The sequence below is a fragment of the Bradyrhizobium sp. 215_C5_N1_1 genome (assembly GCF_052075935.1).
Classification (GTDB): Bacteria; Pseudomonadota; Alphaproteobacteria; order Rhizobiales; family Xanthobacteraceae; genus Bradyrhizobium; species Bradyrhizobium barranii.
This window is the reverse complement of sequence record NZ_CP197228.1, coordinates 5,218,941-5,243,122: the sequence shown is the minus strand read 5'-3', so window position 1 is coordinate 5,243,122 and position 24,182 is coordinate 5,218,941. Positions and strand designations below refer to the sequence as shown.

Genomic DNA, 24,182 nt, shown 5'->3' with positions numbered 1-24,182 from the left:
AATCAATATCGCGCGCTCCATGCGTCGTACGGTCTGCCCGGAGCGCCAGCCACAGCGGCACGGTCTCACTAATATAAGAGTTGACTTATATTAGTTAGGGCCGATATTCGCCATTGCGCGAAACGATACGGAGGGATGCAATGGAAATCGACGTCGCCAGGGTCTTGGGGCTTGTCACGCGTTCGGTGAAGAATTTCGAGAAGGATGGAAAAGCAGCCAGCACGGTGACGCTGACGCGGCTTTACGAGACCAGTGTCGACGATCTCTGGGACGCAGTGACCAGCCGGCAACGCATTCCGCGCTGGTTCCTGCCGGTCGAGGGAGACCTCCAGCTGGGCGGAAGGTACCAGCTGAAGGGGAACGCGGGCGGCACCATTACGGCATGTGCGCCGCCGACGCATTTTGCAGCGACGTGGGAATTCGGCGGCGGGATAAGCTGGATCGACGTCAAGCTGGCGGCAGAACGAGATCAGGCGCGTCTGACGCTGGAGCACACCGCAATTATCGAGGACCATTGGAATCAGTTCGGTCCTGGTGCGGTGGGTATCGGTTGGGATCTCGCCATCGCGGGATTGGAACGATATGTTGCGACCGGCGCATCGGTCGACCACGAGACGGCCGAGGCTTGGATGGGCTCTCCTGCCGGTAAGGAATTCATGACGACAAGCGGTGAATATTGGTGCGCGGCGCATGTCGCAAGCGGGGTCGATCCTGATACGGCGAAGCAGCGCTCCGACCGCACCATCGCCTTCTACCGCGGCGAGATGCCGCCTGACGTCGCACATCCGGGCACAGGAAGCTGATGCACGTCTTCGAGGTCCTCGCCGATCCCGTGCGCCGTCGCATCCTCGAGCTGCTCGCCCCGGGGGAGATGGCGTCCGGTGAGGTCGTTGAAGCGATCGGGGCCGAGTTCGGGATCACGCAGGCGGCCGTGTCGCAGCATCTCAAGGTGCTGCGCGAGAGCGGCTTTGCGACGGTTCGGGCGGAGGCGCAAAGACGACTCTATTCGGTCGACGGTGCGGGGCTTCGGTCGGTGGATGCGTGGATCGGTCAGTTCAGGAATTTCTGGGAGCCGAAGCTGGACGCGCTGGCGACGGAGATCGCGCGCGGCAAACGGGAGCGACGTCACGCGCCGATGACCAAACGGAGCGGGAAGAGGGCGTGAGCTCCATAATGTAGGATGGGTTTCGCTTCGCTCTATCCATCCTGCGCGCTCATCTCCCCAGCGCCATCCGCGCTTTCGATATCAGCGCGTTTTCGTCCCGCGCGTTCGCTTGTCATCAGCGTGAACGCGCGTTTTGCCGGCAGCGACCGGGCGGCCCTTCACGTGATCGATGAAGGCTCTCAGTTTCGGCATCGTTTGATGACGGCTCGGATAGTAGAGAAACACGCCCGGCGCCATTGGCGCGAAAGACTTCAGGACCTGTGCGAGCTTTCCCGTCTTCACCAGGCTGGTGGCGATCGGCGCGGGCACTTGCGCAAGTCCCATGCCTTCCACGGCGGCGCCAAGCATGGTGGGAAAGTCGTGGGCAATCAGCGGCCCCGAGACGATCGCTTCGACTGTCTTGTTGCCATCGACAAGAGACCAGGGCGCGATCGATCCGTTGCTGCGGCGAATGCGCAGGCATGCGTGCCGACGCAGGTCGTCGATACGCTCGGGCCGCCCGTGCCGGCTTAGATAGTCGGGGCTGCCGACGACCACGAACGGGAAGGGGGGCGTCAGCCGGACCGCGACCATGTCGGTGGCGATGAACTGGCCCATCCGGACGCCGGCATCAAACCCCTTGGCCGCGAGGTCGACCAATTCCTCGCCGGCGGCGATTTCCACTTCGACCTCGGGATAGGCCTGGCAGAAGGATGCGATCAGCGGCTCCAGCAGGATCGGTATCACCGCGCGCGGCACGGTGAGGCGCAACAGTCCAGTCGGCCGCTGCCCAAGATCGCGCGCAACCTCGCTTGCGGCGACAAGCTCCTCGAAAGCGGGTTTTGCGCGCGAGAGGAACCGCGCGCCGGCCTCGGTCAGGCCGACACTGCGTGTCGTGCGTATGAACAAGGCTGCGCCGACACGTGCCTCGAGCGCGCGGACCGCCTGGCTGATGGCCGATGGCGTGACGCCGAGCTCCGCGGCTGCGCGGCGGAAACTGCGGTACTGGGCGACGCGCAGGAACGCTTCCACGCCATCGAGCGCGCCTTGTCTGACTGTGAAGTTCTGCTTCATAGCCCATCAACATTATCCCGAATAGTCGCTCGCGCCAATCGATCGTATGTCTCGCTCGCAGATCGGAACCATCGCTGATGGCGGACATCTGCGACGTCAGCGCGATCTCAGAGAACCAAGGGGGCCGCCGTGCTCCGGAAAACGAGACCGATGAAAGTCATCCGTAAATTTGTCGTCATGCTCACCCTAACCCTGATGGGAGCGACTTCCATGACCGATCCATCCGTTGCCCAAACACAAGCCATCTCACAAGCCATGTCGCCCACAACCACCGGGGTGATGGTCATCCTGACCGTGAAGGCGGGCGTCACGCGCGAGCAGGTCATGGCCGTCATGCCCGCTGAAATCCAGCAGACGGTGCAGCTCTATCTCAATGGGAAAATTCGCGAGTGGTATTCACGTGGCGATGGGCGCGGAGCGGTCTTCCTCGTCGATGCCGGGGATGTCGCCGGGGCGCAGGCGATCATGGAGGATCTCCCATTGGCCAGGCAAGATCTGATGGACCACGAGTATATCGCAATCGGTCCGCTTTTGCCGCTCCGCTCGCTCATGGCCAATCCCGAGCGTCGGCAATAAGGGCGAGACTCGGATGGAGGGCGGCCGATGACCACCGATGCTGCTCCCGCTGCGATCGCCCCGCCGCTTCGGGCCTGGCATAGCCTGCTTTGGACCGTCCCATTCACGGCACTGTGGACCTCGTTGCTCTACGCGCTAGTCGCGATCTGATCGGAGGCCAAAATGACGACAGAAACTCTCTTCCAGATACATCTTGTCCTCGGTTATGTCGCGTGGCTGCTCTGCTTCGGCACGTATGTCTGGCCCTGGCTCAGGTCGATGGACGGGCGCGACGCGCACCGTGCCATCGCCACTCTGCACAGCTTCCGCTTCTTCGGGCTCGTCTTCATCCTTCCCGGCATCGTGAGCCCGGACCTGCCGGCTCGCTTCGCCATGTTCGCCGCCTGGGGCGACTTCGCGACCGGGGTGCTGGCCATGCTGGCGCTTCTCACGGTGAGGATACGCACGCTCTTCTGGCTGTTCGTCGTCGCCTTCAATCTCGCGGGCACGGTCGATCTCGTCGTCGACTACTATGACGCCATCCAGGTCGGCCTTCCCGCGCATGCGGAGTGGCTTGGCTCAACCTACGCGATCCCGATCATCTACGTGCCGCTGCTGATGATCACGCACGTCACCGCGTTCTATTTTCTGGCACGCCCTCGGCTCGGCGCCGATGCCGCGGCACTGGCCGGCGCGGCCTGAGACGAACCGCTAAAGTAGGAGTTCCCTCCGACAGAGGCCTCGCCCTCCCTACCAATCGGCGGCTGCCTCGAGCAGCCGTTGGCGCATGAAGGCAAGGCGCGGCCGTTTGCGTTCCGGTCGGCGTATGAACGGTGAGGATTGAGCCGATCAGGTCACGCAACGGCCGGGCTGCAGAAGCCTTGCGACTTCCGTGAGCGCGCTGACCACGGGCTCGCAGGCAAGTGTCGGCTTACGGCTCTGATTCCGCAGCAGCGTCGGCGGCTTGGTGGTGCGGGCCTGCGCAGCCGGAATACGCAGCAAGACCGAGGTATCGGCGAGATCGTTCAAGCGCAGCGAAACCGTTTTCGTCGGAACTGCGAAAGGCTTGCGGTCGGCAAGATGATCTGCCTTGCCGGCGCGATTGACGATGTGGCTTGGCTGTTCGGAGACCGCCTGCCAGCGGTTTACGAGGTCGTGACCTGAAGCGTATTGCACTGCACCGAGCGTCAACGCGGTCGCGACAGCGCCTAGAAGAGCTTTGCGAATCTGTGACATGGCTTCGCTCCTCGCCCCATGGCGATTGTCGTTCCTTACGCAGCGCCCCCTCGGCCCATCGCTTCCTGTGGTCGCTTTCTAATGGCCGGCGGTTTCACCATGCCTTCGTGAACGCCGGAAAATGGTTTCATCCCGGCAGGTTTTGTTTCGTCGCATTGAAGGAGGTCTTGGTTCCCGCGTTCGCACAGCGGTTACGTCCGCGTTGGGTCACAAGCCGACATCTGAGCAAAGACCACAAAGCGTCCGCCAGGGGCCCACAAGCGGAAATGAACGCTGCTCAAGAACAGAATTTCCGATGGGGAAGTCGAAGGCTCAAAACGTTGCAACGCATCGGCGTCGTTGGGGTGGGTGACACCGATCTCATCTCTGTCTGATTTGCCGCTCCAAGCGCAGCGTATGCTCACGCAGGGAATCGTAAATCGGCGCATTACCCAACAGCGTGGGCAGCAGCATCGCCATGAAGCAAGCTCCCAGCATCGGCAGCAGCATCGTCACGTTACCTGTCATTTCAGCGACGAGAACGATGCCGGTCACCGGCGCGCGCACAACGCCGGTGAAGAGAGCGGCCATGCCCACCAAAGCAAATGCTTCCGGCTGGATAGAGAGCGCCGGGAATGCAAGACGGCAAGCCGCCCCGAACAGCAACCCAGACTGGGCTCCCAGCACGAGCAAGGGTGCGAACAGGCCGCCGGGCGTGCCGGCAGCGTATGAGAGAGCGCCGAGTCCGAATCGGATCAGGAATGCGCCCCCCAGGATCCCCACACTCTCGTGGCCGATCAGCGCCCGCTGCGTGATCTGATCTCCGCCGCCGACCAGTTCGGGCGCGAACCAGGCCAACATGCCGACGCTTGCGCCGATCAATCCGGCGCGTAGCTCGATCGGTAGCCCTCCAAATCGGTCGCGAACTGCGATGGTCGCGAGCAGGGTGCGATTGTATGCGACGGCCAGCAGGCCTGCGATGCCACCCAGAGTAAGGAACAGCGGGGCGGACTCAGCGCTGGGATAGCTCAGCGGCCCGATGTGAAAGTCGGGCGCGTCACCGAGAAGCAGCCTTGCGACCGGGATCGCCGTCGCCAGTGCTGCAAGGGCGGCGATGGCAACACGGTGTTCGAACCTCTGCACCAGTTCCTCCAGCACGAACACGAGCCCGGCAATCGGCGCATTGAAGGCCGTTGCAAGGCCGGCGCCGGCGCCGGCCGCCAGAAGCACTCGCGAGTCCGCCCAACACAACCGGCAGACGCGCGCAGCGAAAACCGCGATACCGGCGCCCATCTGGACGGTCGGCCCCTCACGGCCCAGCGCCAGCCCGGAGCCGATCGCCAGTATTCCGCCGAAGAATTTCACTGGCACCAGGCCAAACGGAGCCGGCGGGATCTCTTCGCGCAGAACAGCTTCGACATGCGGAATGCCGCTGCCCGAAGCGTGTGGCGAGAATTGCCGCACCATCCACGCGGCAACCAGGGTCGCGACAGCGCACGCGCCGACGACAGTCAAGAACCCCCAGATTGCGTGGCCATGGGCCCAGACGATCATCGCATCGCGCAGACGATCGGCATGCGCGAGCAAAAGCCGGAAGATCGCCCCAACGCATCCAGTCGCCGCTCCTATGATGAGCGCCATCGCCGCGAGCCCCAACAGGCTGCGACGTTCGTCTACGACTTGCCGGTCGTCGTTAGGGTTATGGTCCACGGCTGGTCGATGATCCCGAGGCCTTCGCAAGGGCTAATCTTTGCCAAAATCACTGGCGAATGTCCCGGAAAAGAATGCTTCCAACTTGACCGAACAACTGCCTCTCCGAGGGACCTCACCGCACGTCCCAACGAAAAGGTGCGCCGAACCAAGGCCTCGCTTTGGGTCACAGGCTGACTTCGACAACCTGCTTGACCTGGTTCGCTTATCTCCTGAAAGCAGACATTGCAGCCCTGAAACAGCCGCGACCTGATCAGCCGCAGATGCGCACGCGGCGCTCGCGCCAGCCATGCCCGTCCCAGAAGCGCTGGGTTATCCAGTGGCAGGGCGGGATCGGCTCTCCAACCGGGGCATCGACATAGCCCGACCAGTACGGATAGCCGCCGGGTCCGGGATAAGTGCGCGGATACGGATTGCCGCCGGGGCCGTAATCATAGCGCGGACCAGCATAAGCGGGCGAGGCTGCTGAAACGACCAAAGTCGCGACGGCAGCGAGAGCCAACAACGTCTTCCTCATGGTGATACCTTTCCAACGCTGCGAAGGCTGCAAGACGATCGCCGAGCAATGCAGCGTCAGCGTCGACAAGCTGAAATGTCAAGGAGAGTGATCTCAGCAAGGCTATTGCCTGGCGACCTCCTCGGATGTCGCCTTCGGGTCAAAATGCGAAGAACACAGAGTGAGCAAAGTCAGTCCGCTCTACCCCACCAAGCGGACCTCAATGAAAGGTGTCGTCACTTCGCTGATGGGCCAAAAGGCGACGTTGGCTCCCGCCGGGCAAGCACTCGATGCGCGACGGCGAGCCGCTCGTGAAAGCCGACCCGCCGTATGCCGCTTGATGCAGCCCGTCAGCCAATGGCTTCACGGGACGTCGCGATATTACCCACCGCTCCCCTTGATATTCGGCAGGTTTTTCATGTCGAGCATCGGGACCGGGTTTTCCGGGCGCTGCAGATCCGGTCTCCAATCGTTCGAGGCTCCGCCCGGCTTACGCTTGATGCTTGGATAGTCGGCAATCGATTTGTTGAATTCCATCACGACCGGGAAGATTAGTGCCAAGACCCAGCCGTTGTCCTGTCCGGTGTACTTGCCCGGCGACTGCAATGGCATACGTGCCGACATCGCGCCGTTGAAAACCATGTCGTATTTCTCGAATGGGTCCATCGTCAGGTTGTAGACCGAGCCAATCGCGCCGAGATTTTGCTCCGGACCGAGCCAAGTGTCCTTGGCCGTCCAGAGATACTTCCATGCGATGCTGAGATCGGGGTTGGTTGGATCACCGCCGACATCCGCCCGCGCTCCCATGAAGCTTTCGCCGTCGATGTAAATCCACGACCTTCGTGCCGAGTGCTTCGCGCGGCCGAGGATGTACTCGCTGTTGTCGATGCTGTCGAAGTAGATTGGCCTGCCATTATCGTCGGTCCATGCGCCGTGCGGCGGCGGGCTCAGGCCGACCATCTTGGCGAGCGTTGCCCAGCAGTCGATATGGGACATCATTTCATGGTAATTTGCACCGGCGGGAATGTGTTCGGGCCACCACATTAACCCGGGTACGCGCCAGCCTCCTTCAAATGCTGAACCCTTTTCGCCGCGGAAAGGCGTGGTGCCCGCATCAGGATAAGCATCCTGCCACGCCCCGTTGTCTGCCGTTACGATCACAATCGTATTCGGCGCTTCGGCACGGATCGCGTCCATGATCCGGCCGATGTCGTCATCGAGCTCTATCACCGAGTCCGAGTAATCGCCCAACCGCGACTTCCCGGCGAATTTTGATGATGCGTTGGTCGGGTTGTGCATCTTCATGAAATTGACGTCCATGAAGAATGGCTTGGCGTCCTTGGCGTGCTTCTTGATGTAATCGATTGCGTAATCAGCCTGCCGGACGTCAAAGTTGGCGAGGTAATCGTACGTAATGTACTCGCCTCTCTTCGCCGGTTGTCCAGCAACTCCCTCCCACTCGTACATGTTTACGACATCAAAATAGGCTTTCGCGATCTCTGGGTTGTACGAGGGAAACCATGGATGAAACCACTTGGACGTATCGGCATAGGTGTAGACGCCCGGATAGTATGCGGCGAACGCCTTCATCTCGTCGAACCCGTGCTCGATCGGATAGGACTCCGGCTTATCACCGAGATGCCACTTGCCAGAAAAGTAGGTGGAGTAGCCGTTCTTTTGAAAAAATTCGGTTATGGTCGGCGTCTCCTTTTTGAGCGCATTCTCATCGCCCGGAGCGACCACGATGGAGAGCGCCGAACGGATCGGAATACGTCCGGTTATAAACGAGGCGCGGCCTGCCGTGCAGCTTGCTTGCCCGTACCAGTTCGTGAACGTCGCGCCTTCCTTAGCGATCCGGTCGATGTTTGGTGTTGGATGGCCGAGCGCGGCGCCACCCCCGCTATAGGCGCCGAAATCGTTCCATCCAGTGTCATCCGTCATTAGCATGACGACATTTGGCCGCTTCTGCTGCTGTGCGGTCGCTTGAGGTACCGCAACCAACATCGCGCCGAACAGTGCGAACATGCCGTGCGCAACACTCTTTCGGATACTCATGACTGCTTCCTCCGATTTCAAAGGTCGGTCACTTGTGCCAAACGAATGGATATGTCGCAGTCGTGCTTTTTAGCTCTGCGCCACAGCGTGTTCAATGTGCGATTGTTTGATTTAGATCAAGACACCGATTGTGACGGGTCTATGCCGCTTGCTAGGCGTCGCTCCGCGATGTCCGCTGCGGGTCAAAAGCGACGGTTTGGCGATGTCCGCGCTACTTCCGCTTTACCCCCGAAAACCGACATTCATCGTGAGGGGCGGCATTTCTCAACGGGGCCAATCGCAGACATTCTGGCTGCTCACTCGAACACTTCGTCGGCGGTCAGGAGAGAGTCTCGACCAGCCGCCAAACCAAGCGCCTTGGCCGCTTTAAGGTTTACAACCAGCTCGAACTTGGTTGGCTGCTGTATCGGCAACTCGGCCGGCGTTGCGCCTTTGAGTATTCTGTCCAGATAGATAGCGGTCGCGCGTGACAGGTCAGGCAGGTTGACCCCGTAAGAGACAAGGCCACCGAGCTCCACGCCCTCTCTGGCGGCGTAGATCGTCGGGAGGCGGTTCTTCTCGGCAAAGGGTACAATCCGAGAGTACTGGCTGTACAGCATCGGACTAGGAAACACGACGAGACCATCCGCTCGCGCTTTGGCCAACTCCGCAAACGCTCTTTCGAGATCGGCGGGGCTATCCGCCGGCACAAGTTTAAGGCTTGCTCCGAGAGATCGGGCGGCGCTCTCAATCTCGTTCAGCATCCCCTTCATTGTGCGCTCACCGTATGCACGAGGGTGCCACAAAACGACAACGTGAGAGAGACCGGGAACGATCTCCTTAAGCAGTTGAAGCCGTTTGGACACCAACTCCGGGCCGAGAAATGCCGTCCCGGTGACATTGCCGCCCGGCCGCGCCAGGCTGGAAGCGAGTTCGTCGTCGACGGGATCTGCCATGCCTATGCCGACAATCGGAATGGTGGAAGTCGCTTTCTTGGCTGCGCGGACGGCCGGGGTAGCCAAAGCAACAATTGCGTCGACGCGGTGCGTCACGAATTCCTGCGCGTACTCGTTGAGCTTGTCCTCATCGCCGTCTGCGAATTTACGGTAAAACGCGACATTCCTTCCTTCAGTATAGCCGAGCACACGCAATGCCGGCACAAACGCATCGAGAGTCTTTAGACTTGCGTCGGACTTGTCACCGCGGCCGAGTGAAAGCACACCGATCTGATGAAGCTTGGTCGATTGCTGAGCATGACCTGCGAACGGCCACGTTGCAGCCATACCCCCAACAACCGTGATGAACTTGCGCCGTTTCATGCGGCCCTCAGCCAAGCCGAACTATCGTACAGACAAAAGGTGGCGCCTTGGAAGTGTAATCAGGCCGGTGAAAGTCTGCTTTGGGTCAAAATGCGAAGAACTCAGAGTGAGCAAATCCAGTCCGCTTCACCCCACTAAGCGGACCTCAACGAGGAGTGTCGTCACTTCGCTGATGGGTTATCAGCCGACGTGATTGCCTGTGAATAATCTAGGAGTCCGGGCCGCGGAGCGGCACTGGTCGAGGTATTGGGTCAATCCGGCCGCGGGAGCCGAACAACCACCCAGTCTCTGAGCGGAACGCAAACTTACCTGGCGCCGGAAACTAGATTGCCGACACAGCTTCTCGACGAAACGAATGTCGACCCAGAGGTGTGCGTGTGCGCAGTCGCAAGCTGTTCTATCTCGAGCGTTCGGCCGCCGCCGTTAGCACAGGATAGCGGGCATAGAGCGTGTCGACGCGGTCCCGCCACATCGCCACGAACGCACCCGAGGTGAGATCATCGACCGACTTCCATTCGCGTTTGACCGCAGGCAGCGTATTGCCCCAGATAGCGCGCTTGCACCATCGCTCGCCCTTTGCCGAGCCCTCCCGGGTTGCGCACATCGACTTCCAGGCAATCCGCTGCGGACGGCTGATGTGTTGGGCGGCTCCTTCCCAGCCCTGCTGGTGGATCAGGTAGAGGTCGGAAAGGGTCGGCTTTTTCTGCGTCAATATTTCGAATAGCGCAGCCTCGCTGAGAAACTTGTAGGCGGCACCTACAGCGTTGTCGCGAGGATTGAGGATGTCGCCCGATCCGTATTTGCTGAACTCATACTTGCTCAGCTGGAACAGGCCGACATAGGAGCCGGTGCGTTGCCTGGGATTGAAATCGGATTCGATTTTGGCGACCGCCTTCATGAAGTTGACATCGACACCGAACGCTTCGGCTGCACGTTCGATCTCCTGGACGGGCGTTCCGAGCGGAACGTCGCTCAACGCCGACAAGGCGATCTTTGCGGGCTTTTCCGGCGGCGGAATTTCCGAGTAGACGTAGTATTTGAGATACGACGGTTTGCCTTCGCCCGGATTGGGCGAAGCAACGGGCGGACGGTCCTGCTGTAGCGTTGCCGAGTTCTCGGGCGACGCTGCCTCAAGGCTGGCGACCTGCAACATTGGCTCTTGCGAAGTGGTTACATCGGACGGCGGCACCGAGTCCGGCGCCGCGGCGCCGAATCCCGCCGCAACGATCGCATTAGCCGATAATCCTGTATCGAATTTCGTCTCGATGGCCGGGGCCGGAAACGCGGCGCCAGCATTTGTCAGAACCGTCGTCACATTCAGCGGGATGCCGCTGAATGCATCAGCCACTCTTGCATTCGGCGTTGCGATGCTTGGGCGCGGTACCGCGATCTGACCAATCGCGACAAGCGAAGTCGCTGTCAGCGCGCCGGCAATACAGCTTGTTTGCCAAATCTTCAATGTCGCCAGCCGCGCGGCCGCGGTCCCCCCCATTCACGTCCCCGACTTGGCACGCAGATTAAGGAGGTGAGGGGATGACAATGGGGCGCACCTGTGGCGCAGGTGCGGCCAGTCTCGGCCGCGTCGCCAAGATTGCCTAAATTGAAAGTTGCGGTCGTGATGCGCCTCCCGCCGAGGAACAGGACGGGCGCCATATCGCGCAACCATCGCTAAACAAGGCATCTTCGTGCGTTAGCGCATCGAGACCGGCGCCCGCGCGCACGCCGCTCCCAAGCATCTCGAGGCCGCGACGTCGCAAGACCCGAGGACGGTTCGCTGGGAATGGACAATCGCGATCCGCTTTATGGCCGCTAGCGTCGGTCTCAGCGGAGCCGGTCTAGCCAAGCTCAGGTCTGCCGTGACCGTTGTCTCCGCTCGGGCCGGAGCGTTGCAGCTCACCACAGCGCCTGCCGCATTCTTGCGCAACAGTAAACTAGTGCGCCAATGTCTCAGTTGGGTCAATCGCGTCGCTTGGCCCGTAGCTCGACGACTTCCGGTCTACTCCCCGCTCCGGACATGTCGCAAACTGAAGCGATGGGCCATAACCGGACTCATGCGTCGCAGCAGAGTGCCGCTATTCAATCGCCTCATGGGATGGAGAGCTAATCGGGCAACCCCGCTTTCCGAAGACCCTCAATAAACAGCTTTGCGTTTGATAGTCCGGCCCGGGCGATAAGCGCCGATATTGTAAAGGCGGGATCGATCTCAAGCACACGCGCCGCCGCGTCGTGCGCCTCAGCGTCACGTCCGAGATGGGCGAAGGCGGACGCGAGCCATTGGTAAGTTGCCAAATAAAGGTTCTGACGAAGGGCTTTCTTCAATACGACGATGGCTTCGTCAAAGCGGCGAAGCTCGATAAGGGCCTGCCCAATGCCAGTAAGCGTCATGTATAGTAGCGGGTCTACTGGGCTCATGCGAACGGCACGTTCAAAGCTCCAGATCGCTTCCTCCGGCAGCCCCGCAATTCTATAGACATGGCCTCTGCAGCTCCATGTGAGCCATGAATTTGGGTTGAGCCCGACCGCCCGGTCAGCCATTTCGATCTCGGCTTCACGATCGCCGACCATGAACGCCGAGATTACGGCAGCCCTTGCTAACGTGTCCGGATCGCCATCGTCGATGCTCAATGCCAAACGAGCAAGCCGAACCGCTTCCTTGCGGTCGAACTGAGGATCGTTGGCATAGCCCAAAAGGACGTTGAGCATGTGGCAGACACCTGCCAGAGCCGCGACAGCGCCGAACCGAGGGTCGAGCTCCAAGGCGCGGTGGAACAGTCGGATTGCCTCGGCCAACCCTTCGCGGGTCCTTAGGTAGAACTGCGGCATGGCACGGAGATAAAAATCATACGCGGTGAGGTTCTCTGGCCGCCGCCGCGTCGCCAATTCAATTTCTGTTTGAAGCATCTTTGGCTCAATGGCCGACACAACGGCGAGCGTTACTTCGTCCTGAAGAGCAAAAACGTCGGTCAGGTCACGCTCAAACCTGTCCACCCAGATGTGTGCGCCTGTAACCGCATCGATCAACTGCCCTGTGATGCGAACTTTCCCCGACGCCTTCCGCACAGACCCCTCGAGGACATAGCGCACGCCGAGCCTTCGCCCGACTTCCTTGATATCGACCGCTCGCCCCTTGAAGGTGAAGCTCGAATTGCGCGCGATCACGAACAGCGACTTGAAGCGCGACAGCGCGGTGATGATCTCCTCGACCATTCCGTCCGCAAAGTATTCCTGTTCGGGATCGCCGCTCATGTTCTCGAACGGCAGTACGGCGATGGAAGGCTTGTCCGGGTGTGGCGGGGCCGCACTCAGCCCCTCTGTCAGCGCCCCTGGCGCTCCGGCGCGGACAGCGTAGGCGCGGACCGGCTTGGAGATGTTCTTGAGCTGCTGCTCGCCACGATCCTCGAAGCCAGCGTCTAGCTTGCCCTCGACTTCGTTGTAGACCTTGTCGGAAATCAGGATACCGCCCGGATCGGCGATCCCCTCCAGCCGAACAGCAATGTTGATCCCGTCGCCGTAAAGGTCGTCGTCCTGTCCAACGATCACGTCACCAAGGTTGAGCCCGATGCGTAGCTTGAATGGACCGCTACCCTCGGCGAGATGATCCTGTATCTCAACCGCGCATCTCATGGCGGCGAGGGGACTGGCGAACTCGGCGAGTGCGCCATCACCCGTTGTCTTGATTAGACGGCCTTCGTGGCGGGAGAGGCTCGGCTCGATCAGTTCTCGCTTGAGCCGCTCGAACTCGGTATAGGTAGCTTCCTCAGCGCGTTGCATCAACGCAGAGTAACCGACCACGTCGGCAGCCAAAATCGCCGCTAATCGCCTTTGAACCCGCTGCTCCGTCACAGCGCTCTCCGAACGGCCAGCCAAAAATTCGTCGCTGGGGCCAGGAGGAGCCTAGCACTTTGTTGCGGACCTGTGAGCGGTAATCGCGGGAGGGCCCTGTTGCCCCGAGGCGGCATTTGCTGTTGCACGGTGGCAGTAAGCGTGCGGCAACTCGGATGGTCCGAGTTGGGTCACGACCGGTAAGGCTTGGATCGAGCACGTGAGTTCTGCTTCGCATCCGAAAGCGGACATCTCGCCTCAATGAGTACACGCCCTCTGGAAGCACAACGCCAATCGGCTTGAATTTCGTGCAAACCTGGAGCTGCAGTGGCGGGAGTTCTCTCTGAAATCTCGCTCTGTATGCCGAGACCCAGTGCCGACCTCTATCGAAATCCATGAGCATCGCCGAATTGCGACACGCGGCCACAACCCCGGCTGTCGGGGAGCCTGCACTGGCGATGCGCTCAATCCCGCGACATCTTCTCATACTTCTTCACCAGCCGTTCCCGCTTCAGCCGCGACAGCCGCTGAATCCAGAACATGCCGTCGAGCTGGTCGATCTCGTGCTGGTGACAGACGGCGCGCAAGTCGTCCGACTCCTCGCTGTGCGTGTTGCCGTCAACATCCTGATAGCTGATCCGCACCCGTGCGTGGCGCTGGACCTCGTCGTTGACGCCGGGCATCGAGACGCTGCCTTCCTTGTGCAGGATCATCTCGGGCGAAGCCCACGCGATCTCCGGATTGACGTAGGTTTGCGGGCCCGCCTTGGCGTCGAGCTCGAGCACGACGACGCGCAAGGGCACGCCGATATGCGGCGCCGTGATGCCGATGCCGGGCGCGGCGCGCATGGTGTCGAGCAGGTCGGCTGCAAGCTCGCGCAACGCGCCGTCGAATGCGGTGACGGGATGGGCCGGCGTCGCGAGCCGGCGATCGGGATAGCGGAGGAGGGGACGAATGGTCATGCAGGCTCCTACCACTCACGGATGGTTGAAGCATCCCGTTCTTGACTGCCTACCAACTGGAAGGTAGTTAATCCGCCATGACCAACGTTTCCTCGACGGCCGACGACATCCTGGCCTGCGCGCGTACCCTGATCATCGCGGGCGGCTATAACGGCTTCAGCTATGCCGACGTGGCCGAAATCGTCGGTATCCGCAAGCCGAGCATCCACCACCATTTCGCCAGCAAGGTCGATCTGGTCCGAACCCTCGTGTCGCGCTATCGCGCGGAAGCCGAGGCGGGACTGTCCGCGCTCGAACGCAATGTCGCGGACCCCCGCGACCAGCTCAAAAGCTATGTCGGGTATTGGGAGGCGTGCATCAATGATGCGACGGCGCCCTTCTGTGTGTGTGCGCTGCTTGCCTGCGAGCTTCCGATCCTGCCGGAGGAGGTGGCGCTTGAAGTCCGCGCGCATTTCCGTTCGCTGGCGTCGTGGCTGACCTCGGTGATGGAGCGCGGTAATCGGAAGGGGCAGCTGCATCTCTCCAGCGCAGCGAAGATCGAGGCTGAAGGCTTCATGGCGACCGTTCACGGCGCGATGCTGTCGGCGCGTGCCTATGGCGATCCAAAGATGTTCGGTGTGATCACCGGGCCGCTGCTGGATCGGTTGTCCGCCAGGCACTGAAACATATCGACGAGACGACAACGACACGCCCGCAGGTGAGCTTGCGGGCGAGGGTGACTTGTTGTGCGAAAACTACCAACTAGTAGGTAAAGGAGAGAGTGCAGTGGCGCATCATCAATTGGATCTCGTTCGGGCCGACCGCGAGCAATGGCTGAAATTCTACTACTTCATCCGGGCGGTGTTCTCCGTCGCCTGGGTCGTTGCTGCGTTTGCCGTCGGGCCGTCATCTGCGGCGATCGCCGGAGCCTTGCTCGTGCTCTACCCGGCATGGGACGCCGCAGCGAACTTCGTCGACGCGTTGCGCAGTGGCGGGCTCGCTCAAAATCGCACGCAGGCGCTGAACGTTCTGGTCAGCCTGGTGACCACTGTCGCGGTCCTCGTCGCCTTGCAGATGAGCATGAACGGGGTGCTCGGCGTTTTCGGGGCCTGGGCGATCCTGTCCGGATTGCTCCAGCTGGGAACCGCGATCCGCCGCTGGAGAAGTTTTGGCGCGCAGTGGGCGATGGTGCTCAGCGGTGGCCAGTCAGCCCTGGCCGGCGGCTTCTTCATCTTTCAGGCCACGACGCCGATGTCTCCAACGATCGCGAATGTCGCGGGCTACGCTGCAGTCGGCGCGATCTACTTCCTGGTCTCGGCGGTATGGCTGAGCGTGACCGAGTGGCGGCGTGGCGCAGCCATGTAAGGCGTCGCCGTGCCGTTCATTCGTGCGGATAAGGCGTGCCGTCCTTGTGCAGGAACCGGCCGCTGGAAGCCGGGCTCATCATGTCAACGTCGGAGCAGGTGATGAGGTCATCGGGCGAGCGCGAGCCGACTTCGAGGTAGACGGCCGTCGCATCAGACCGGTTGATCATGTGATGGCCGTTGCCGCTTCCCTTCGGGAAGGCGGCGCAGTCGCCGGCGCTCAGCACGGTTTCGCCCTCGTCCTCGACAAGCGTCAGCTCACCTTCGAGCACATAGACGAACTCGTCCTCATGCGAATGCCAGTGCCGCTGGCTCGACCAGCTGCCCGGCGGCAGACGCATCAGGTTGACGCCGAAATCGGAGAGGCCACCGGCATTGCCGAGCCGTTTGCGGATGCGATCGGCGCAAGGGCCGGCGAAGGGCGCGGGATAACCGGAGCCTTTCCGGCCTGGCACGGCGGCGAGATCAATCTTTGGCATGCAGCCATTCCCTCCGAAATCGGAACGTTGACAGCGCACCGGATCGGTGGCGTGCGCCGGATCGGCGACGTCCGGAGCGTGATCTGATCGCGTTGGCGGGATGATGACATTGTGCCGGTGTTTTGCCCGACGTGTCAAACGCGCCCCTCGCGTTGCGGGTCGTTGGTAAGTCTTTGATCCGGCAGCGGCCGGCTACTGTGCATGGGGTTGTTTTCGGGATTTTTGTTTGGCGGCGCCAAAAAAATCTGGTGTCCTCGATGCCGTTGTCGGCAGGCGCAGTTCCCATTCGTCTTCCACCCAGACAGTCCTGACGGGAGACCCAAATGAACGCTTCCTCCTATCGCTGGGTGATCGTCGCCGCCGGCGGCTTGCTCGGCTGCGTCGCGATCGGCGGCATGTTTTCGCTGCCGGTGTTCCTCCAGCCGATCGCCAAGGACACCGGCTGGTCGGTGACCGGCATTTCCAGCGCGATGACGATCGGCTTCCTGGCGATGGCCTTCACCAGCATGGCCTGGGGCACGGCGACCGACAGATATGGGCCGCTGCCGGTGGTACTGACGGGATCGATCGTGCTGTCGCTCAGCCTGTTCGCGGCAAGCCATGCGACCTCGCTGCTGGCGTTCCAGTTCATGTTCGGCCTTCTGGTCGGTGCCTCCTGCGCGGCGATCTTCGCGCCGATGATGGCGACCGTCACCGGCTGGTTCGACACCCATCGCAGCCTGGCTGTGTCGCTGGTGTCGGCCGGCATGGGCATGGCGCCGATGACGATGGCGCCGCTCGCGGCCTGGCTCGTCTCCGGCCACGACTGGCGCACCTCGATGCAGATCGTGGCGCTGGTGGTCGGCGCCATCATGATCCCGGTCTCGTTCCTGGTACGACGCCCGCCCGCGCTCGCGCATGCCGTGGCCGCGCCTGCCGGCGAGAGCGCGCCGCAAGGGGAGATGTCGCTGGGCGAGGCGCTGCGCTCGCCGCAATTCTTGATCCTGCTCGCCACCAACTTCTTCTGCTGCGCCACCCATTCCGGCCCGATCATCCACACCGTCAGCTATGCCGTGAGCTGCGGCATCCCGCTGATCGCAGCGGTGACGATCTACAGCATCGAGGGCTTTGCCGGCATGGGCGGCCGTATCGCCTTCGGGCTGCTCGGCGATCGTTTCGGCGCCAAGCGCGTGCTGGTGACGGGGCTGCTGTTGCAGGCGTTCGGCGCGCTCGCCTATGTCTTCGCGCAGCAGCTCGCGACGTTCTACGCGGTCGGCGCCGTCTTCGGCTTCATCTATGCCGGCACCATGCCGCTCTATGCCGTGCTGGTGCGCGAGAACTTTCCGCTGCGCATGATGGGCACGGTGATCGGCGGCACGGCGATGGCCGGCAGCCTCGGCATGGCGACCGGCCCGCTCGCCGGCGGCCTGATCTACGATGCGTTCTCCAGCTACGCCTGGCTCTATATCGCCTCCTGGGCGATGGGCCTCGGCGCTTTCCTGATGGCGATGAATTTCAGGCCATTCGCGAAGCCGCAAGGCGAGGCCGCGGCGGCGGCGGCGTGACGAGGTCTATGACTGGATGTGCTTTTCGAAAAAGAGATCCGGGTAGGGATCATCGTTGAAGCGGGGGATCTCGCGCCAGCCCGTGGTGCGGTAGAGCTGGCCGGCCTCGGCGAGCGCGCTGTTGGTGTCGAGCCGCAGCAGCGCGATGCCGAGGTCGCGTGCGGCATTCTCGGCCGCGTCCATCAGGCGCCGGCCGAGCCGCAATCCGCGCGCTGCGGGGGCGACCCAGAGGCGCTTGATCTCGGCATAGCCGTGATCCGTTCCCTTCAATCCGACGCAGCCGATCGGCAGCGTGTCGGACATCGCGACGATGAAGGTGCCGCGCGGCCGGCGCATGTCCTTGGCGTCAGGATCGCGCGACAGCGACACGTCAAAACCCTGCTTGAAGCGGCGGCCGAGCTCGGAATAGTACTCGTGCAGGCAATAGCGTGCTTCTTCTCTCCGTGGATCCATCTCCTCCAGCGCGACGCGCTCGCGCGTCAATGCGGAGGCGATGAGGTCCATCGCCGCCAGCAGTGCCTCGCGCTGCGAATGTTGCGCCAGGAAGCCTTCGGCCTGCGTATTGGACAGCGCCTCATAGGCTGCGAACTCGCGCCGTCCCGCACGCGTCAACGTCGCGACACGGCGGCGCGCATCGTCCTCATGCGTCGTGGTCTCGACCAGCCCTTCGTCCTCGAGGCTGCGGAGCAGCCGGCTCATCAATCCGGAATCGAGCCCGAGATAATCGCGGATCTCCGCCACGTCCGAGCGCCCATGTCCGATCGCATTGAGCACCCGCGCCGCCCCGAGCGGCCGGCCGCGCCCGAGGAACGAGGTGTCGAGCGCGCCGACGGCGGAGGTCACGGCGCGATTGAAGCGGCGGACGCGGGAGACGGAATCGAGCATGATACCTGACTTTAGTCAGATATTGTGTGCTGGTCAATCGAGACGGCCGGTCTCACTTCACCAGCGTCAGCAGCGGCTTGTTTTTGGCGACGATATAAGTCGCAAGTTCGCTCGCGGTGTCCTGGCCGACGTTCTTCGCCGCATGAACCGCTCCCGCTGGAATGAACAGCACGTCGCCTGCCTTCAGCGTCACTGGCGGCTTGCCCTCGACGTCGTATTCGATGGCGCCTGTCAGCACATAGATAATCTCCTCGCCTGGATGCGTGTGCCGGCCGAACGCAACTCCGGGCGCGAGGTCGACGCGGACCTGGATCGCCTCGCGGCCGGGCGCGCTGAGATCATGGCGCTGGAGGTCGGTGCGCGTGACGCCGGCCGGCTGGGCTGCCGCCGGCAGGGTGAGAAGGTTGGTGGCAAGCACGGCAGCGCTCGCAAGCAGGCGCAGGGTTCGTAATGGGTAGGGGCTCATGGTCGGCTCCTGATGTTCGCTTGATGGCGGGTCAGACGAGGGTGGTGGTCACCTCGATGTTGCCGTGGACGGCCTTGGAGTAGGGGCAGATGCCGTGCGCCGCCTCGATCAACTCCTGGGCGATCGTGCGATCGACGCCGGGAACGCTGACGTCGAGACGGGCCCGCAGGAAGAAGGCGCCATTGGCGTTGCTCAGGTCGATCGTGGTGTCGACCAACGGCTCGCTCGGCAGGTTGACCTTGCGCTGGGCGGCGGCGAGGCCGAGCGCGCCGAGGTAGCAGGCCGACCAGGCGGCAGCGAACAGGTTCTCGGCGGCCGGGTGCGGCTGGGCCAGCTTGATATCGAGAGAGCCGTCCTTCGCGTGCGCGGCGCCGTCGGGGCCGGAGGTGACGTGGGTCGTGCCGGTGAAGAGAAGCTTTGCAGCGGTGGTCATGGCGGATCCTTTCGGGCTCGGCTTAAATCGTATCCGATCTAATCGGATGCGTTCTTAAATAAACCCGTCGCTCTGTCCGGTCAAGCTCTTCCGATTTAATCGGATGCGATTTATATTGACGCGGAGATCACGAATTGCGGAGGTTCACGTGTCCCGTCCCGCCAAAGCCGCCGGCAAAGGCCGAAAACTGTCGAATTTCCTGTGCTTTGCCGTCTATTCGGCCAATCTGGCCTTCGGCCGCGCCTACAAGCCCCTGCTGGACAAGGTCGGGCTGACCTACACCCAGTACATCGCCATGGTGGCGCTGTTGGACGAGGATGAGCAGACCGTCAGCGCGCTCGGCGAAAAGCTGTTCCTGGAATCCAACACGCTGACGCCGATCCTGAAGAAGCTGGAGCAGATCGGTTACATCAAGCGCCACCGCGATCCCGCCGACGAGCGGCAGGTGCGGGTGAGCCTGACGCCGGGCGGCCGAAAACTGATCGAACAGGATCTCGGCAACTCCGTGATCGAGGCAACTGGCCTCGGCGACGAATTCCCGGTGGTGCAGAAGACGGTGAGCCGGCTGCGCGACAATCTGCTGCGCGCGACCCAGGCGGACGGAGAGAAGAAACGCTGAGCGGGCAGCGTCGTCCCGCTGGGAAAGTCGGAGGCGGCGTCCGCCTCCGATACAAGCACGAAGGAAAAGCGCGCGGCTCTAGTTGCAGACCGTGCGCGGAATCATCCAGGTCGCAAAAGTCTGCCAGAACCCGTCTTCGCGACGGCGCTGGTAAGCGACGAAGTCGGCGTCATCATCATCATGCACGAGTTCATAGCGATAAGTGTTGGCTGCAGTGGTGTTGGGCTTGCTCATGGAGCACTCCATCTCGAATGGGCTTTGCTTCGAGCTAGGTGCGGTGCAGCAAAAGTCCAATGGGAGTATGATGATCAGCGCATCACGTTGTGGAGAGTACTCAGTCCAGCCCGAGCGCCTTGCGCGATTTGCGCGTGAGCTTTGCGACGATCAGGGCATGGGCCTGCGCCAGATAGGCCGTGAGTTCCGCATCGGGAAGTGCGTTGTTGCTGGCGAGCTGCACCCATTTGGCGCGCGCCAGATAGGGCGCCGGTCGTGCCACGCCATGCTCGATCAGCATCGCATAGGCCATGTCCGAGACCTTGAACATGTAGCCGCCGGAGCCCGCGGCAAAGCCGCCGCCGAGCGCGAACATCTTGCCGCCGACCTTGAACACGGAGGTGCCTTCCCACTGCACCACCTTGGTGGCCGCGGGCAGGCGCAGGCAGCGGGCTTCGAATGTCTTGGGTGTCATGCGCTCGCACTTGAGACGAAAGGCCCGCCGTTATGGCAACATGCGTCTTCCAACCAGGGATGAATTGCCATGTCGCGCGTTTCGATCAAGACCAGGGACGATCTGCCGGAGGCGCTGAGGCCGCTGTGGGACAAGATGACGACCTACGGCGCGTTCGAGAACCAGGCCGGTGTCATGGCCCACCGCCTGCCGATCTTCAAGCATATGTGGTCGCTGCTGGCCGATCTTGCTGAAGAAGGCAATGTCTCGAAGCGCCATCTGGAGCTCGCGCTGGTCACGGTCTCGCTGCTCAACAAATGCGACTATTGTGTCTCGCACCACGCACCAAAGCTGGCGGTGCAGGGCGTGTCGGAGGACGGCGCCGCGCGCCTCGTCGATTACAAGGACCATCCCGAGCTCGATGAGCTCGACAAGCTCGTCGTCGAATATTCCATCGCCGTCACCAACAACTGGAACAAGACCCGCGACGAGATATTCGCCCGCCTGCGCGCGCATTTCTCCGAAGCCCAGATCGTCGAGCTGACCTGGCGCATCGCGCTCTGCGGTGCCTTCAACCGCTTCAACGACATCCTTCAGCTCGAGGTCGAGCAGGGCGTTCCCCACAGCGAAGCCGCGGAGTAATCGGCCCCCGGCGGTGCTGGTCCCCCGAGCCGGGACCGGCGCCAAGGCGCCCGATCACAGATTTGTGGGTTGTGGACTGTCTATCGCAAATTATATCGTAAGATATGTTTTACAAAAGGACGTACGATATGCACCACGGACGAGACCACAAAGACTTCCATTTTGGGCATTTCGCCCATTTCGTCATGGGCCGGCACGGCGGCGGACGGCGCTTCGGCCGCGGCGGGCATGGCTTCTTCGGGCGCGGCCCGGGGGGCGATTTCCCCGGCGCAAGGCGGCTGTCCTCGCAGGACCTCCAACTCGTGATCCTGGCGTTGCTCGCCGAAAAGCCGGCTCATGGATACGAGCTGATCAAGATTATCGAGGAGCGGTCCGACGGCTTCTACACGCCGAGCCCGGGCGTAATTTATCCGGCGCTGACTTATCTGGAAGAGGTCGGCCACAGCAGCGTCGAGCAGGATGGCGGTCGAAAGCTCTACAGCATCACGCCGCAGGGCGAGGCGCATCTCGCCGAGAACCGCGCCACTGCGGATGCAATCCTGCAAGCGCTGTCGCGGATCGGTCGCCGCATGGACGAGGTGCGCGAGGCCTTTGCCGGCGTCAGCGATCTCGATGCCGACGCCTCCGACGAATTGCACCGTGCCCGCCACAACCTCAAGCGCGCGCTGCGTTCCAGGCTTGGCAGCGACCCCGCCGAGGCGCGCCGCATCGCGGCGATCCTGGATCATGCCGCCGCGGAAATCCTCGGCAAATAACTGAGAGGCGAAGCAACACATGAATGATCGGCCCCACAGCCCGATTCAAGACCCACGCGTCAACGCCGTCCTCGCGCGCCTCCAAGGCGCGCGGCAGCGGCCGGCCGGCGGCGGGCCGCGCGGCTCCTTCAACAGCCGTGATCCCCACGCCTATGCCGAGCAGGGCTTTTCGATTCATTCCGAGCAGGGCGAACTGATCTATCTGCTGTGCCGTGGCTTGCGTGCTACGCGCGTGGCCGAGTTCGCCACCTCGGTCGGCATGTCCACGCTCTATTTCGCGGCCGCTATCCGCGACAATGGCGGCGGCACCGTGATCGGCTCGGAGATCGTGCCGGCCAAGGTCGAGACCGCCAAACGCAATCTCGCCGAGGCCGGCCTTGCCGACTATGCCGAGATCCGCGAGGGCGATGCGCGAAAAACCTTGCGCGATCTCGGCGGTCCCGTCGACTTCGTTCTGATCGACGGCTGGCCGGGTGAGAGCGGTCCCTCGCTGGCGCGCGAGGTGATCGGGATCGTCGCGCCGCAGCTGCGCGTCGGCGGCTACGTCATGAACGACAATGCCGAGCCCGACTATCTCGATTTCATCCGCGATCCCGACAACGGCTTCGTATCGATGACGCTGCCGCTCAAGGGCGGCACCGAGCTCAGCCTCAAGGTGAGGTAGCGGCGTCGCTTGCGCGATAGGCGTCGGGAACCACGAACACCTCGTCGGCGCGGCCATAACCGCCATCAGGCACTTCCTCGATCAGCACCATGGTGTGCGTCCGCGCCGCTTCGCCGAAATAGTGCGCGAACAGCGCGGTGAGGTTGTGCACGATCTCCGCCTTCTGCGCCCGCGATAAGGCGGCCTGGGGGATCTTGATATTGGCGAAAGGCATGATGGGTCTCTCCGTGTGATGGGGTGTGGTTGCTCCTGTTCGAGAATGCCCGATCGCCGCGACCGGATAATCGCGAAAAACTTGTCATCACTTGTCGGCTGTGGTGAACAATCGGCCATGGACCGGTTTGACGCCATGCGCCTGTTCGTCCGCCTCGTCGAACGGCAGAGCTTTACGGCTGCGGCTGCCGACCTCGGCATTCCCCGCTCGACGGCGAGCGAGGTTTTGCGCGGGCTCGAGGCGCGGCTGGGCGCGCGCCTGCTCGAACGGACGACACGGCATGTCACGCCGACGCTCGACGGCGAGGACTATTACCGCCGCTGCGTCGCCATCCTCGCGGAGGTCGAGGAAGCCGAAACCACGATGCGCGATGCGCGACCGCGTGGCTTGCTGCGCATCGACGCACATCCTTTGCTGACCCGCACCTTCATCTTGCCGCACCTGCCGGAATTCCTGGCGCGCCATCCGCAGCTCGACTTGCAGATCGGGCAGGGCGACCGGCTGGTCGATCTCGTGCGCGAGGGCATCGATTGCGCGATCCGGTCGGGCGAGCCCGAGGACAGCGGGATGATTTTGCGGCGCCTCGGCACCGTCGAGGAAATCACGGTGGCGAGCCCGGCCTATCTCGCCAGCCACGGCATGCCCGCGACGCCGGATGCGCTCGACGGCCATCAGATGGTCGCGTTCATCTCCTCGCGCACCGGCGATGTTTTGCCGCTGGAGTTTTCCGTCGCCGGCGCGCTGCGCAATGTCGTGTTGCCGAGCCGGGTTCGCGTCAACAATTCCGACACCATGGCAGATCTCGCGCGGCTCGGCTTCGGCCTGACGCAGGCGCCCCGCTATCGCTTCGCGGCGGATCTCGCCAGCGGTGCGCTGGTCGAGGTACTGGCTGGCTATCCACCGTCGCCGACGCCGCTCTCCGCGCTCTATCCGCAAAACCGCCAGCTCGCGCTCCGCCTGCGCGTCTTCCTCGACTGGATATCAGGCATCTTTGCTGAGGCGAAATTGTAGAGCTTCGTAGCCCGACAGGCAAAACACCCGAACAGTCGGTCAATCCACTCTACCGGAATTCGGAAACGGCGTCGTTGCGAGCGCGGCGGAGCAATCCAGAAATATCCGCGGAAAGATTCTGGATTGCTT

28 protein-coding genes are annotated in these 24,182 nt (G+C 62.3%); 12 read left to right on the top strand and 16 right to left on the bottom strand.

Going from position 1 to position 24,182, the window contains the following annotated elements; all coding sequences use genetic code 11:
• Window positions 1-140: 140 nt before the first annotated feature.
• The gene (locus AB7G19_RS25515) at window positions 141-803 is read left to right on the top strand and encodes an SRPBCC family protein (RefSeq protein ID WP_135214286.1); all 663 of its coding nucleotides are present in this window, start codon (window positions 141-143) and stop codon (window positions 801-803) included.
• Window positions 803-1,165: an ArsR/SmtB family transcription factor gene (locus AB7G19_RS25510; protein WP_135214285.1), complete on the top strand. Its 363-nt coding sequence runs from the start codon at window positions 803-805 to the stop codon at window positions 1,163-1,165. The genes AB7G19_RS25515 and AB7G19_RS25510 overlap by 1 nt, the downstream gene beginning before the upstream one ends.
• A gap of 81 nt (window positions 1,166-1,246) precedes the next feature.
• Here the strand turns inward: AB7G19_RS25510 and AB7G19_RS25505 are convergent, their stop codons facing one another.
• Window positions 1,247-2,218, bottom strand: a complete 972-nt coding sequence (locus AB7G19_RS25505) for a LysR family transcriptional regulator (protein ID WP_439034730.1) — start codon at window positions 2,216-2,218, stop codon at window positions 1,247-1,249.
• 150 nt (window positions 2,219-2,368) lie between these two features.
• On the opposite strand from AB7G19_RS25505, the gene AB7G19_RS25500 reads away from it, so the two are divergent.
• Window positions 2,369-2,794, top strand: a complete 426-nt coding sequence (locus tag AB7G19_RS25500; RefSeq protein WP_441268229.1) for a hypothetical protein — start codon at window positions 2,369-2,371, stop codon at window positions 2,792-2,794.
• Window positions 2,795-2,956: 162 nt separating this feature from the next.
• The gene (locus AB7G19_RS25495; protein WP_439034732.1) at window positions 2,957-3,475 is read left to right on the top strand and encodes a hypothetical protein; all 519 of its coding nucleotides are present in this window, start codon (window positions 2,957-2,959) and stop codon (window positions 3,473-3,475) included.
• A 147-nt stretch (window positions 3,476-3,622) separates the two neighbouring features.
• Here the strand turns inward: AB7G19_RS25495 and AB7G19_RS25490 are convergent, their stop codons facing one another.
• From AB7G19_RS25490 to AB7G19_RS25455, 8 genes are all read right to left on the bottom strand, one after another.
• Complete coding sequence (locus AB7G19_RS25490; RefSeq protein WP_085402293.1) at window positions 3,623-4,009, bottom strand: hypothetical protein; 387 nt, start codon at window positions 4,007-4,009, stop codon at window positions 3,623-3,625.
• Window positions 4,010-4,369: 360 nt separating this feature from the next.
• On the bottom strand, window positions 4,370-5,698 hold the full coding sequence (gene clcA / locus AB7G19_RS25485) for a H(+)/Cl(-) exchange transporter ClcA (protein WP_439034733.1): 1,329 nt from the start codon (window positions 5,696-5,698) through the stop codon (window positions 4,370-4,372).
• 253 nt (window positions 5,699-5,951) lie between these two features.
• Window positions 5,952-6,215: a hypothetical protein gene (locus AB7G19_RS25480; protein ID WP_028157629.1), complete on the bottom strand. Its 264-nt coding sequence runs from the start codon at window positions 6,213-6,215 to the stop codon at window positions 5,952-5,954.
• 360 nt (window positions 6,216-6,575) lie between these two features.
• Entirely contained in the window at window positions 6,576-8,249 is a 1,674-nt protein-coding gene (locus AB7G19_RS25475) for an arylsulfatase (RefSeq protein ID WP_441268228.1), read from the bottom strand.
• 296 nt (window positions 8,250-8,545) lie between these two features.
• On the bottom strand, window positions 8,546-9,547 hold the full coding sequence (locus AB7G19_RS25470; protein WP_439034734.1) for an ABC transporter substrate-binding protein: 1,002 nt from the start codon (window positions 9,545-9,547) through the stop codon (window positions 8,546-8,548).
• Between the two features lie 397 nt (window positions 9,548-9,944).
• A complete protein-coding gene (locus tag AB7G19_RS25465; protein ID WP_439034735.1) occupies window positions 9,945-11,039 on the bottom strand; it encodes a transglycosylase SLT domain-containing protein in 1,095 nt (364 codons plus the stop codon).
• A 608-nt stretch (window positions 11,040-11,647) separates the two neighbouring features.
• Window positions 11,648-13,390: a tetratricopeptide repeat protein gene (locus AB7G19_RS25460; RefSeq protein WP_441268227.1), complete on the bottom strand. Its 1,743-nt coding sequence runs from the start codon at window positions 13,388-13,390 to the stop codon at window positions 11,648-11,650.
• A gap of 443 nt (window positions 13,391-13,833) precedes the next feature.
• Window positions 13,834-14,331, bottom strand: coding sequence for a peptide deformylase (locus AB7G19_RS25455; RefSeq protein ID WP_441268226.1), 498 nt, complete (start codon window positions 14,329-14,331; stop codon window positions 13,834-13,836).
• 77 nt (window positions 14,332-14,408) lie between these two features.
• Between AB7G19_RS25455 and AB7G19_RS25450 the strand changes: the two genes are divergently transcribed.
• Window positions 14,409-14,993 (top strand): TetR/AcrR family transcriptional regulator, encoded by a 585-nt coding sequence (locus AB7G19_RS25450; RefSeq protein WP_441268225.1) that lies wholly within the window; start codon window positions 14,409-14,411, stop codon window positions 14,991-14,993.
• A gap of 103 nt (window positions 14,994-15,096) precedes the next feature.
• Window positions 15,097-15,675 carry a DUF308 domain-containing protein gene (locus AB7G19_RS25445; RefSeq protein WP_441268839.1) on the top strand — a complete coding sequence of 193 codons (579 nt, stop codon included), beginning with the start codon at window positions 15,097-15,099 and terminating at the stop codon, window positions 15,673-15,675.
• Between the two features lie 16 nt (window positions 15,676-15,691).
• On the opposite strand, the gene AB7G19_RS25440 is transcribed toward AB7G19_RS25445, so the two are convergent.
• Window positions 15,692-16,153: a cupin domain-containing protein gene (locus AB7G19_RS25440; protein ID WP_441268224.1), complete on the bottom strand. Its 462-nt coding sequence runs from the start codon at window positions 16,151-16,153 to the stop codon at window positions 15,692-15,694.
• Between the two features lie 323 nt (window positions 16,154-16,476).
• On the opposite strand from AB7G19_RS25440, the gene AB7G19_RS25435 reads away from it, so the two are divergent.
• On the top strand, window positions 16,477-17,697 hold the full coding sequence (locus AB7G19_RS25435) for an MFS transporter (protein ID WP_441268223.1): 1,221 nt from the start codon (window positions 16,477-16,479) through the stop codon (window positions 17,695-17,697).
• Between the two features lie 6 nt (window positions 17,698-17,703).
• Here AB7G19_RS25435 and AB7G19_RS25430 read toward each other — a convergent pair whose 3' ends face one another.
• From AB7G19_RS25430 to AB7G19_RS25420, 3 genes are read right to left on the bottom strand one after another with little or no spacing between them, the layout of a single operon-like run.
• A complete protein-coding gene (locus tag AB7G19_RS25430; protein ID WP_441268222.1) occupies window positions 17,704-18,582 on the bottom strand; it encodes a bifunctional helix-turn-helix transcriptional regulator/GNAT family N-acetyltransferase in 879 nt (292 codons plus the stop codon).
• A 52-nt stretch (window positions 18,583-18,634) separates the two neighbouring features.
• A complete protein-coding gene (locus AB7G19_RS25425) occupies window positions 18,635-19,048 on the bottom strand; it encodes a cupin domain-containing protein (protein WP_441268221.1) in 414 nt (137 codons plus the stop codon).
• 31 nt (window positions 19,049-19,079) lie between these two features.
• Window positions 19,080-19,481, bottom strand: coding sequence for an Ohr family peroxiredoxin (locus AB7G19_RS25420; RefSeq protein WP_441268220.1), 402 nt, complete (start codon window positions 19,479-19,481; stop codon window positions 19,080-19,082).
• A 148-nt stretch (window positions 19,482-19,629) separates the two neighbouring features.
• Between AB7G19_RS25420 and AB7G19_RS25415 the strand changes: the two genes are divergently transcribed.
• Window positions 19,630-20,100 (top strand): MarR family winged helix-turn-helix transcriptional regulator, encoded by a 471-nt coding sequence (locus tag AB7G19_RS25415; RefSeq protein ID WP_441268219.1) that lies wholly within the window; start codon window positions 19,630-19,632, stop codon window positions 20,098-20,100.
• Window positions 20,101-20,178: 78 nt separating this feature from the next.
• Here the strand turns inward: AB7G19_RS25415 and AB7G19_RS25410 are convergent, their stop codons facing one another.
• Window positions 20,179-20,334, bottom strand: a complete 156-nt coding sequence (locus tag AB7G19_RS25410) for a hypothetical protein (protein ID WP_094184234.1) — start codon at window positions 20,332-20,334, stop codon at window positions 20,179-20,181.
• Between the two features lie 100 nt (window positions 20,335-20,434).
• Entirely contained in the window at window positions 20,435-20,788 is a 354-nt protein-coding gene (locus tag AB7G19_RS25405) for an MmcQ/YjbR family DNA-binding protein (protein WP_014495871.1), read from the bottom strand.
• Window positions 20,789-20,857: 69 nt separating this feature from the next.
• Between AB7G19_RS25405 and AB7G19_RS25400 the strand changes: the two genes are divergently transcribed.
• The 3 genes from AB7G19_RS25400 to AB7G19_RS25390 all read left to right on the top strand — a co-directional run bounded on the left by AB7G19_RS25400 (window position 20,858) and on the right by AB7G19_RS25390 (window position 22,828).
• On the top strand, window positions 20,858-21,409 hold the full coding sequence (locus AB7G19_RS25400; protein WP_441268218.1) for a carboxymuconolactone decarboxylase family protein: 552 nt from the start codon (window positions 20,858-20,860) through the stop codon (window positions 21,407-21,409).
• A gap of 128 nt (window positions 21,410-21,537) precedes the next feature.
• Window positions 21,538-22,164: a PadR family transcriptional regulator gene (locus AB7G19_RS25395; RefSeq protein ID WP_071914765.1), complete on the top strand. Its 627-nt coding sequence runs from the start codon at window positions 21,538-21,540 to the stop codon at window positions 22,162-22,164.
• A 19-nt stretch (window positions 22,165-22,183) separates the two neighbouring features.
• On the top strand, window positions 22,184-22,828 hold the full coding sequence (locus AB7G19_RS25390) for an O-methyltransferase (RefSeq protein WP_354179888.1): 645 nt from the start codon (window positions 22,184-22,186) through the stop codon (window positions 22,826-22,828).
• Here the strand turns inward: AB7G19_RS25390 and AB7G19_RS25385 are convergent.
• A complete protein-coding gene (locus AB7G19_RS25385; RefSeq protein ID WP_014495867.1) occupies window positions 22,815-23,042 on the bottom strand; it encodes a tautomerase family protein in 228 nt (75 codons plus the stop codon). The two genes, AB7G19_RS25390 and AB7G19_RS25385, sit on opposite strands and share 14 nt — an antisense overlap.
• A 117-nt stretch (window positions 23,043-23,159) precedes the next feature.
• Here AB7G19_RS25385 and AB7G19_RS25380 point away from each other — a divergent pair, with 117 nt between their 5' ends.
• Window positions 23,160-24,053 (top strand): LysR family transcriptional regulator, encoded by an 894-nt coding sequence (locus tag AB7G19_RS25380; RefSeq protein ID WP_259257858.1) that lies wholly within the window; start codon window positions 23,160-23,162, stop codon window positions 24,051-24,053.
• The last annotated feature ends 129 nt before the right edge of the window (window positions 24,054-24,182 follow it).

What these genes read in the sequence shown, in the direction of transcription:
- AB7G19_RS25515 (WP_135214286.1), top strand. Translation starts at nt 141, where the DNA reads ATGGAAATCGACGTCGCCAGGGTCTTGGGGCTTGTCACGCGTTCGGTG.
- AB7G19_RS25510 (WP_135214285.1), top strand. Translation starts at nt 803, where the DNA reads ATGCACGTCTTCGAGGTCCTCGCCGATCCCGTGCGCCGTCGCATCCTC.
- AB7G19_RS25505 (WP_439034730.1), bottom strand. Translation starts at nt 2,218, where the DNA reads ATGAAGCAGAACTTCACAGTCAGACAAGGCGCGCTCGATGGCGTGGAA.
- AB7G19_RS25500 (WP_441268229.1), top strand. Translation starts at nt 2,369, where the DNA reads ATGAAAGTCATCCGTAAATTTGTCGTCATGCTCACCCTAACCCTGATG.
- AB7G19_RS25495 (WP_439034732.1), top strand. Translation starts at nt 2,957, where the DNA reads ATGACGACAGAAACTCTCTTCCAGATACATCTTGTCCTCGGTTATGTC.
- AB7G19_RS25490 (WP_085402293.1), bottom strand. Translation starts at nt 4,009, where the DNA reads ATGTCACAGATTCGCAAAGCTCTTCTAGGCGCTGTCGCGACCGCGTTG.
- AB7G19_RS25480 (WP_028157629.1), bottom strand. Translation starts at nt 6,215, where the DNA reads ATGAGGAAGACGTTGTTGGCTCTCGCTGCCGTCGCGACTTTGGTCGTT.
- AB7G19_RS25475 (WP_441268228.1), bottom strand. Translation starts at nt 8,249, where the DNA reads ATGAGTATCCGAAAGAGTGTTGCGCACGGCATGTTCGCACTGTTCGGC.
- AB7G19_RS25470 (WP_439034734.1), bottom strand. Translation starts at nt 9,547, where the DNA reads ATGAAACGGCGCAAGTTCATCACGGTTGTTGGGGGTATGGCTGCAACG.
- AB7G19_RS25465 (WP_439034735.1), bottom strand. Translation starts at nt 11,039, where the DNA reads ATGGGGGGGACCGCGGCCGCGCGGCTGGCGACATTGAAGATTTGGCAA.
- AB7G19_RS25455 (WP_441268226.1), bottom strand. Translation starts at nt 14,331, where the DNA reads ATGACCATTCGTCCCCTCCTCCGCTATCCCGATCGCCGGCTCGCGACG.
- AB7G19_RS25450 (WP_441268225.1), top strand. Translation starts at nt 14,409, where the DNA reads ATGACCAACGTTTCCTCGACGGCCGACGACATCCTGGCCTGCGCGCGT.
- AB7G19_RS25440 (WP_441268224.1), bottom strand. Translation starts at nt 16,153, where the DNA reads ATGCCAAAGATTGATCTCGCCGCCGTGCCAGGCCGGAAAGGCTCCGGT.
- AB7G19_RS25435 (WP_441268223.1), top strand. Translation starts at nt 16,477, where the DNA reads ATGAACGCTTCCTCCTATCGCTGGGTGATCGTCGCCGCCGGCGGCTTG.
- AB7G19_RS25430 (WP_441268222.1), bottom strand. Translation starts at nt 18,582, where the DNA reads ATGCTCGATTCCGTCTCCCGCGTCCGCCGCTTCAATCGCGCCGTGACC.
- AB7G19_RS25425 (WP_441268221.1), bottom strand. Translation starts at nt 19,048, where the DNA reads ATGAGCCCCTACCCATTACGAACCCTGCGCCTGCTTGCGAGCGCTGCC.
- AB7G19_RS25420 (WP_441268220.1), bottom strand. Translation starts at nt 19,481, where the DNA reads ATGACCACCGCTGCAAAGCTTCTCTTCACCGGCACGACCCACGTCACC.
- AB7G19_RS25410 (WP_094184234.1), bottom strand. Translation starts at nt 20,334, where the DNA reads ATGAGCAAGCCCAACACCACTGCAGCCAACACTTATCGCTATGAACTC.
- AB7G19_RS25405 (WP_014495871.1), bottom strand. Translation starts at nt 20,788, where the DNA reads ATGACACCCAAGACATTCGAAGCCCGCTGCCTGCGCCTGCCCGCGGCC.
- AB7G19_RS25400 (WP_441268218.1), top strand. Translation starts at nt 20,858, where the DNA reads ATGTCGCGCGTTTCGATCAAGACCAGGGACGATCTGCCGGAGGCGCTG.
- AB7G19_RS25395 (WP_071914765.1), top strand. Translation starts at nt 21,538, where the DNA reads ATGCACCACGGACGAGACCACAAAGACTTCCATTTTGGGCATTTCGCC.
- AB7G19_RS25390 (WP_354179888.1), top strand. Translation starts at nt 22,184, where the DNA reads ATGAATGATCGGCCCCACAGCCCGATTCAAGACCCACGCGTCAACGCC.
- AB7G19_RS25385 (WP_014495867.1), bottom strand. Translation starts at nt 23,042, where the DNA reads ATGCCTTTCGCCAATATCAAGATCCCCCAGGCCGCCTTATCGCGGGCG.
- AB7G19_RS25380 (WP_259257858.1), top strand. Translation starts at nt 23,160, where the DNA reads ATGGACCGGTTTGACGCCATGCGCCTGTTCGTCCGCCTCGTCGAACGG.